Source organism: Tardiphaga sp. (assembly GCF_041424195.1).
GTDB lineage: Bacteria > Pseudomonadota > Alphaproteobacteria > Rhizobiales > Xanthobacteraceae > Tardiphaga.
In genome coordinates, this window is sequence record NZ_JBGMOE010000034.1 from 113,405 (window position 1) to 121,084 (window position 7,680).

At 62.2% G+C, this 7,680-nt stretch carries 9 protein-coding genes; 3 read left to right on the plus strand and 6 right to left on the minus strand.

Annotated elements, in window-relative coordinates; genetic code table 11:
• Positions 1-9 precede the first annotated feature (9 nt).
• The 6 genes from pip to pqqA all read right to left on the minus strand — a co-directional run bounded on the left by pip (position 10) and on the right by pqqA (position 4,481).
• Positions 10-996, minus strand: a complete 987-nt coding sequence (gene pip, locus ACEK02_RS04980) for a prolyl aminopeptidase (RefSeq protein ID WP_371420684.1) — start codon at positions 994-996, stop codon at positions 10-12.
• Entirely contained in the window at positions 986-2,209 is a 1,224-nt protein-coding gene (gene pqqE, locus ACEK02_RS04985) for a pyrroloquinoline quinone biosynthesis protein PqqE (RefSeq protein ID WP_371420685.1), read from the minus strand. The genes pip and pqqE overlap by 11 nt, the downstream gene beginning before the upstream one ends.
• Positions 2,206-2,526, minus strand: coding sequence for a pyrroloquinoline quinone biosynthesis peptide chaperone PqqD (gene pqqD / locus ACEK02_RS04990; RefSeq protein ID WP_371420686.1), 321 nt, complete (start codon positions 2,524-2,526; stop codon positions 2,206-2,208). The genes pqqE and pqqD overlap by 4 nt, the downstream gene beginning before the upstream one ends.
• Before the next feature lie 8 nt (positions 2,527-2,534).
• A complete protein-coding gene (gene pqqC, locus ACEK02_RS04995; RefSeq protein WP_371420687.1) occupies positions 2,535-3,320 on the minus strand; it encodes a pyrroloquinoline-quinone synthase PqqC in 786 nt (261 codons plus the stop codon).
• Positions 3,321-3,337: 17 nt separating this feature from the next.
• A complete protein-coding gene (pqqB, locus tag ACEK02_RS05000; protein ID WP_371420688.1) occupies positions 3,338-4,279 on the minus strand; it encodes a pyrroloquinoline quinone biosynthesis protein PqqB in 942 nt (313 codons plus the stop codon).
• 121 nt (positions 4,280-4,400) lie between these two features.
• Entirely contained in the window at positions 4,401-4,481 is an 81-nt protein-coding gene (pqqA, locus tag ACEK02_RS05005; RefSeq protein ID WP_089267584.1) for a pyrroloquinoline quinone precursor peptide PqqA, read from the minus strand.
• 291 nt (positions 4,482-4,772) lie between these two features.
• Between pqqA and ACEK02_RS05010 the strand changes: the two genes are divergently transcribed.
• The 3 genes from ACEK02_RS05010 to ACEK02_RS05020 all read left to right on the plus strand — a co-directional run bounded on the left by ACEK02_RS05010 (position 4,773) and on the right by ACEK02_RS05020 (position 7,471).
• Positions 4,773-5,030 (plus strand): hypothetical protein, encoded by a 258-nt coding sequence (locus ACEK02_RS05010; protein WP_371420689.1) that lies wholly within the window; start codon positions 4,773-4,775, stop codon positions 5,028-5,030.
• A gap of 282 nt (positions 5,031-5,312) precedes the next feature.
• Positions 5,313-6,689: a sorbosone dehydrogenase family protein gene (locus ACEK02_RS05015; RefSeq protein WP_371420690.1), complete on the plus strand. Its 1,377-nt coding sequence runs from the start codon at positions 5,313-5,315 to the stop codon at positions 6,687-6,689.
• Between the two features lie 215 nt (positions 6,690-6,904).
• Positions 6,905-7,471, plus strand: a complete 567-nt coding sequence (locus ACEK02_RS05020; RefSeq protein WP_371420691.1) for a cytochrome c — start codon at positions 6,905-6,907, stop codon at positions 7,469-7,471.
• The last annotated feature ends 209 nt before the right edge of the window (positions 7,472-7,680 follow it).

Here is a 7,680-nt window from a genome sequence, read left to right on the forward strand (position 1 = left end):
CCAGAAGTCCTATTTCAGTTTCGACGCGACGTCGGCGGCGGCCTTCATCACCGCATCGCGCATGCCGGGGTCATACAGGCTGTGTCCGGCGCTTTCAACGATGCGCACTTGCGCATCCGTCCAGCGTTCGGCCAGGGCGTGCGATGTCGCGGGCGGGCACAGGAAGTCGTAACGGCCCTGAATGATGACCCCGGGAATGCCGGTGAGTTTGCCGGCGTCTTCCATGAGCTGATGCGGCCGCATGAAGCAATCATGCTGGAAGTAATGCGCTTCCATCGCCGGCGTTGCCGGCATCGGTCGCGTTGTGTTGCCGAGTTCCGCATGGTCGAGCCGCGTGCGCTTCGGCGCGATTTCCGACAGGATGGCTTCGGTGCCGCCCCAGGCGCGGATCGCCGGGACATGCACGGCCGGATCGGCATCGAGAATGCGGCGATAGAAATTCGGCAGCGGATCGGCGCGCTCGGCTTCGGAGAGGACGCTCAGAAAATCTCCATGAAGGCCGGGATAATGCCGCGGCAGCATGACATTGAAGACATCGTGCAATTCTTCCCGCGTGCCGAGGAACGTCGCGCGCAGCACGATCCCTGTTACGCGTTCGGGATGCGCCTGCGCATAGGCGAGGGCCAGCGTCGCACCCCAGGAGCCGCCGACCACGAGCCATTTGTCGAAGCCGAATTTGGTGCGGATCGTTTCCATATCCGCGATCAGATGCGGCAGCGTATTGGCCTCGCGCTTGCCTCTGGGCTTGCTGCGGCCGGCGCCGCGCTGGTCAAACAGCACGGTGTGAAAGCGTTGTGGATCGAACAGCCGGCGATGATCGGGCTGGTAGCCCGAGCCGGGGCCGCCATGCAGATACACCGCGGGAATGCCGTCGCTGCGGCCCACCGACTCCACATGGATCGTGTGGCCGTCGCCGACGTCGAGATGCTCGGAAGTGAGAGGCGCGAAGGGATCGGACGAGCCGGTGGTTTTGCCGATATCGGCATCAGGCGCCATGGGTGCTGTCCAGATGGGGGTCTTCGGCTTCCAGCGTGCCGCCCTTGAAGTTGCGATAGATGAAACGGTCGCGGCCCTCGGTGGATTCCGTCTCGGCCAGTTTGAAGATTTCCTCGTGGCGCGGCGACAGCGTGCAGGCGGGGTCGGTATTGCCGGCGTCACCGGTCAGCGCAAAGGCCTGGCAGCGGCAGCCGCCGAAATCCACTTCCTTGAATTCGCAGCTCCGGCACGGCTCGGGCATCCAGCCGGTGCCGCGATAGCGGTTGAAAGCTTCGGAATTCTGCCAGATCCAGGCGATCGAATGATTGCTGCGCACGGATTCGAATTCCATCCCCGTGATGGTCTCCGCGGCATGGCAGGGCAGGATCTTGCCGGATGGGGAGATGTTGAAGAACTGCCGGCCCCAGCCGCCCATGCACTTCTTCGGCCGCAGCGCGTAATAGTCCGGGACGACATAGTCGATATCGAGAATGCCCTTCAGGCGCGCTTGCGCGTCCTCGACGGTGCGGCTGGTCTCGTCGATCTGCGCGATGGTGGGCATCAAGGCGGCGCGGTTCTTCAGCGCCCAGCCATAATACTGCACATTCGCGACTTCCAGCCGGTCGGCATCGAGATCGACAGCCATCTGGATGATATCGGTGAGCTGATGCAGGTTCTGCCGGTGCATGACAGCATTCACGGTCAGCGGCAGGTCGAGCTCGCGCGTCCATCTGGCGACTTCGAGCTTCTTCGCGTGGCCATTGCGATAGCCGCCGACGCGGTCTGCCACCACGGGCTCATTGCCCTGGAAGCTGATCTGCACATGGCATAGCCCGGCATCCGCCAGTGCGCTCAGCTTGTCGCGCGTCAGCAGCACCGCCGAGGTGATGAGATTGGAGTAGAGCCCGACATCGGTGGCATGTTGCACCAGCTCGACGATGTCCTTGCGCGCGGTCGGTTCGCCGCCGGAGAAGTGGATCTGCAACACGCCGATCTCGGCGAGCTCGGACAGGACCTTCTTCCATTCGTCGGTGGTGAGTTCTGTGCTGCCGCGGTCGAGCTCCACGGGATTGGAGCAGTACGGGCATTGCAACGGGCAGCGATGGGTGAGTTCAGCCAGCACGGCGAGGGGAATGCCGAAGGTCTCGGCAGTGGAGCGCGTGCGCTCCATGATCGCGAGGCTGTCGGCGGGATCGCTGAAGACGGGGCTGGCGTCGGTGAGGGTGGGGCTCATGATGTCTTCTCCCGCGCCTGCGTGAGAAAGCCCTTGTCGGCGAGGTCCTGCAGCATGGCGAGGACATCGGCACCAATATCGTCGCGCGGCGCGGTATATTTTGCCGCCAGCAGGTCGATGATATCGGCGACGTTGCGCGCGCCATCGCAGAGCTGCAGGATTTCCACAGCGATATCGTCGGGCGCCAGCACGCGCTCCGGCGCCAGGATCACCCAGCGCTGGCGCGTCTCGTCAAATTTCAGCCTGGCGTGGCGCGGCAAGACCGGCTTGCTCGCCTCGCTAACGCTGATCCGACGATTGCTGCGGAGCTCCGTCATCGTTGCCTCTATCTGGCCGGGACGAACGCGCCCGGCGGCACATGGCCGTCCACATAGGCATGATACAGCGCATCGAGCTGCACCCACAACACATTGGTCTTGAAGATCAGTGCGTTGCACACCGCGCGGCGCTCGGCCGGCGTGGTGGCATGCTGCTTGACGTAATCCAGCGCAAAGCCGGCATCGCGCGGCGCCTGGGTCAGGCGGCGGCTGAAATAGCTCATGATGTCCGGATTGACGAAGTCATAATGCTTCAGCATGCCGGAGATGCGCTCCTCATGCAGGTTCGGCGCGAACAGTTCCGTCAGCGACGAGGCGATGGCCTCGAGCGGCGTCCTGTCGCGCACGAAATGCACATAGGCCTCCACGGCGAAACGTGTCGCCGGCAGGATGCCTTCGGTGGATTCCACATAGGCGCTGTCGAGGCCAAGGCCTTCGGTGAGCTTCAGCCAGCGCTCGATGCCGCCCTCAGCGCCCGTGTCGCCGTCGTGATCCTCGATGCGATGGCGCCATTCCAGCCGTGTGGCGCGGTCGCGGAAACGCGAGATCACCACCGCGTCCTTGATCGGGATCGTGCTCTGATAGTAGTAGCGGTTCAGCGCCCAGGCCTGCACCTGGCCCCTGTTGAGCTTGCCGCCGTGCAGCAATTTATGAAACGGATGCAGGCTGTGATAGCGCGTCGCGCCGATATGCCGCAGCGTCTCTTCCAGTTGCGCGGCATTCTCCAGCGGCACTGCGGCTGAAATCGAAAAGGCGGAGATGGCGTTGTCGCTGATCGTGTTTGCACCTGTCATGGTAGCGCCTGGGGCATTCACAGGGTGATCTCCATGCCATTGCCGGGGATTTGCCAGCCGGCGGTGGTCAATGCGGCGCGCTCGGTGGAATCATGCAGCAGCGCCGGGTTCGAATTGTTGATGTGCAGGAAAAACTTTCTGGCGATTCCTGCATCGGCCAGTTCGCTGATCGCGCCCTGCGTGCCGGACATCGACAGATGCCCCATGCTCTGGCCGGTCTTCTGGCCCAGTCCCGCGGCGATCAGTTCGTCGTCGCGCCACACTGTGCCATCGAAGAACACCAGCGGTGCGCCGGAGATGCGCGTCTTCAGTTCGGGCGTCACCCGCGCGCAGGCTGCGATGAAATAGAAATACTTGCCGGTTGCTTTGTCGGCGATGCGCAGCCCGAGCGTATCGCCGTCAATGTCAATCTGGCCATCCTCGCCGGCCGGATGCGCCTGTCCTTCGAGATACCATGCGCTCTTGCCGGGCACGGTAAAGGGCAGCACCTCAAGGCCGGAGGGCGTGCCGTCCTGCAGTTTCGGTTCAAAGGACGTGTCGATGTCGATGGCTTCGCGGCGCACGTTCTTGTCCGAGAGCACGTTGAAGATGCTGTTGGCTTTCAGGATCGCCAGCACACGCTGGTGCGCATAGATTGTAAATGGCGAACCCTCGCGCATCGACAAGAGCCCGGCCACCGCATCGACTTCGCCATTGGTGAGGATCACGCCTGCAACAGGCGAATGTCTGACATGATCGGGATGGGGATGAAGTTGAGGTGTGTCGGTCACCTGTTGTCGCAGGTCAGGCGAGGCATTGACCAGAAACCAGTTGGCGTTGTCGGTAGACACCGCGATGGAGGCCTGGCCGCTGCGCAGATCAGGTCGCTCGCTGCGCGCCGCACGACAAACCCGGCATCCGCAATTCCATTGCGGAACACCGCCGCCGGCCGCAGCTCCAAGAACGACTACACGCAACATGAGATCGCCCTGAATCCCGGCTATTTGTAATTTATGCCATTCGCGTCTTCCGAAAAAGACGTGGGGCGCCCGTCGTTGACGAAGCGCCCCAAAACTTAAGATCTTAGCGTGAGCTCAAGTCTTACTTGCGCGCTGCGCAGGCGTACATGTTGATTTCCATGCCGACTGCAACTTCAACGATCTTGGGTGCCTTCCAGGCCATATTTCTCTCCTGCTTCTCTGCAGTCAGGTACTGCATAACCGCAACTCTAATCCCTGCTCCAGGGTTCGCCAACACCTTCGTCATCACAATGTGAAGCGATGGGGGTACAATATGCGTGCAATGCACAATCGGATCGCAGTGCAACATTGCAAAGGCGTGAACGTTCCATAGATAGCGAAGGCCTTTGATTGAGAGGCATCGATTCGTACTCAGCCGCCGCATCTTCCGGGATATTTGCGGCGTCCGGGGTCTTCTGCGCCCGCGCCAAAGCCCAGTGCCAAGAGAATTGCCATGCCGCTCTATTTCTTCAACACACGCATCAATGACGAACTGGTGGTCGATCCCGAAGGCGAGGAGCTGCGGGATCCCGACCATGCCTGGGAGGTCGCGCGGTCCATGATCCTGCAACTGATGCGCTCCGAGGGCACGCCGAGCGATCTGCTCAAGGCGGTGCTGGAAGTCACGGACAAGGACGGCGAGGTCGTACTCGAATTTCCGTTCACCGAAGCGCTGCTCGACGCCACCGATGAGTCGGCAACGCGGCACTGACAAGCGAGGGCTGCAGGATCGGTAGAGCGAAGCGAAACCCGTCGGCGGATTTTACGGCAGCCACTGAGTGACGGGTTGCGCTCCGGCGCTGATGCGCCTGCGCGCGACCCATCCTGCTCTCGGCCCATCGTGACTGCGCAATTTGTTCCGAAGCTGCGGCGACGCCATGTTTTGATTGCGCAGCGGCGCAAAAATATCCAACAGTGCGATCCGGAAAGCCTCGGGGGCGGCGCATCTCCTGTGCTGCGAGCAGAGAAGGCTTCCTTTAAAAGGGAGAGATTCATGAGTGTTTACACGTCCGCACGTCAGGCATTGCTTGCCGGTGCGTTCATCGGCGTCTTTGCAAGCGGTGCCTTGGCCCAGCAATCCGACACGTCACCCGCAACTCCGGCCCCCGCAGCAGCGCCGAGCGCTGCGCCCGCGGCTCCGGCAGTTGCTCCCGCACCGGCGCCAGCCGCACCACAGGCCGCCGCTCCGGCGCCCGCAGCACCGGTCGCTGCCGCAGCACCGGCACTGCCGCCCGGTTCGCCGCTGATCGGTCGTCCCGATGGCGCCGCCGCCGCGAAGCTGGCACCGGTGTCTGCGCCGCCGATCGCCGCCGCCGCGGACAAGCTGCCGCTCGCCAAGCTCAAGCTTCCCCCGGGCTTCAACATCGAAGTCTATGCCGCCGGCATGGCCAATGCGCGTTCGATGCGCGAAGGCGACAAGGGCACCATGTTCGTCGGCAGCCGTCTCGTGGACAAGGTCTATGCGGTCATCAACAAGGATGGCAAACGCCAGGTGAAAGTGCTGGCCTCGGGCCTCTATCGCCCGAACGGTCTCGCCTTCAAGGATGGCACGCTCTACATCGCCGAACTGTCGAAGATCTCCAAGATCGAGAAGGTCGAGGACAATCTCGACAATCCGCCGAAGCCGACCATGATCTACGACAACCTGCCCAAGGACGAAGCCCATGGCTGGAAGTTCATCGGCATCGGGCCGGACAACAAGCTCTATGTGCCGGTCGGCCAGCCCGGCAACAATGTGCTGCATGACGAGGCCCACGGCCAGATCCGCCGCATGAATCTCGATGGCACCGGCGCCGAGGTCTATGTGAAGGGCGTCCGCAACACCGTCGGCTTCGACTGGAACCCGACCACCAAGCAGATGTACTTCACCGACAACGGCCGCGACTGGATGTCGGAGGCGGTGCCGGAGGACGAACTCAACCGTGTCACCAAGGCGGGTGAGGACTTTGGCGCGCCGTATTGTCTGCAGGGTAACATTCTCGATCCGGAATTCGGCTGGGGCAAATCCTGCGCCGACTATACCGCGCCGGTCGGCCTGCTCGGCGCGCATACGGCATCGCTCGGCATGCGCTTCTATACCGGCAAGATGTTCCCGGCGGCCTACAAGGATGCGATCTTCATCGCGCGTCATGGCTCCTGGAACAAGTCGCAGAAGCTCGGTGGTGACGTCATTGTCGTGAAGCTCAACAAGGATGGCACGGTGAAGTCCACCGAACCGTTCCTCACCGGCTTCATCGAGAACAACAACTATCTCGGTCGTCCCGTGGACGTGCTGCAGATGAAGGATGGTTCGCTGCTCGTCTCCGACGACTGGAACGGCGCGATCTATCGCATCACCTATGGCAAGCAGAAGGTGGCGGACAAGAAGTGACGACGTTTCTCACCTCTCTCCGTCTAGCAAAGCTTTGCTTCGCGGGGCGGGGAGAGGTCGCCTGCAACGCGCCAAGCGCGTGAAAGTCGGGTGAGGGGGACGCTCCACTTGCTCCGAGCGCGGTGAGAGTCCCCCCTCATCCTCACCTTCTCCCCGCAGGCGGGGAGAAGGAATTCGCCACGCCGGAGTTCCAGTATTCAGAAAGTTGAAAGCCGATGCGCCCGTTTGCCGTCATCGTAGCTCTTTTTCTCTCGGCGTCCCCGCTCTTCGCCGCCGAAACCATCGCCGAGCGCGCTGCGCCCTGCCTCGGTTGTCACGGAGAGAAGGGCGTCTCCGAAACCGAGAACACGCCGTCGCTCGGCGCGCAGCAGCCGGCTTATTCGCTGATCCAGATCTACATGTTTCGCGAGAAGCTCCGCGTCGCGGAGCCGATGAACGACATGGTGAAGGATTTCACCGATGACGACCTGCGCAGCTTCTCGGACTATCTCGCGACGCTGCCGAAACCGGCGGCGCTGGAAGCCGGCGATCCCGCAAGGATGCAGGCCGCCAGGGCGCTGACCCAGCAATTCCGCTGCGATAGTTGCCATAACGCGGATTTCTCCGGCCGCGACAACATTCCGCGCATCGCCAATCAGCGCGAGGACTACCTCGCCAAGACCATGCGGGAATACAAGGACAATTCCCGCCACGGCTATGATGCGACGATGGCCGACGTGATGCAGTCGATCTCCGAGGCGCAGATCGTGGAGCTGGCTTATTTTCTGGCAAGGGTGAAGTAACGTCGCGCCCGCGCGTCGTCATTCCGGAGTCGCGTCCGGCAAGTGCCGGCCGCGCCCTCCGGCAAACCAATTGGTTTGCCGAGGAATGACAGTGTGAGCCTCCAAACATTTTTTCCTATATCTCTTGACAGTATCCCTATATTGATTATTTTCTCCTTCGTCCTGCCCCACCGAGAGGGGCGATCGCGATCGTCACGATTGCGGGGCGG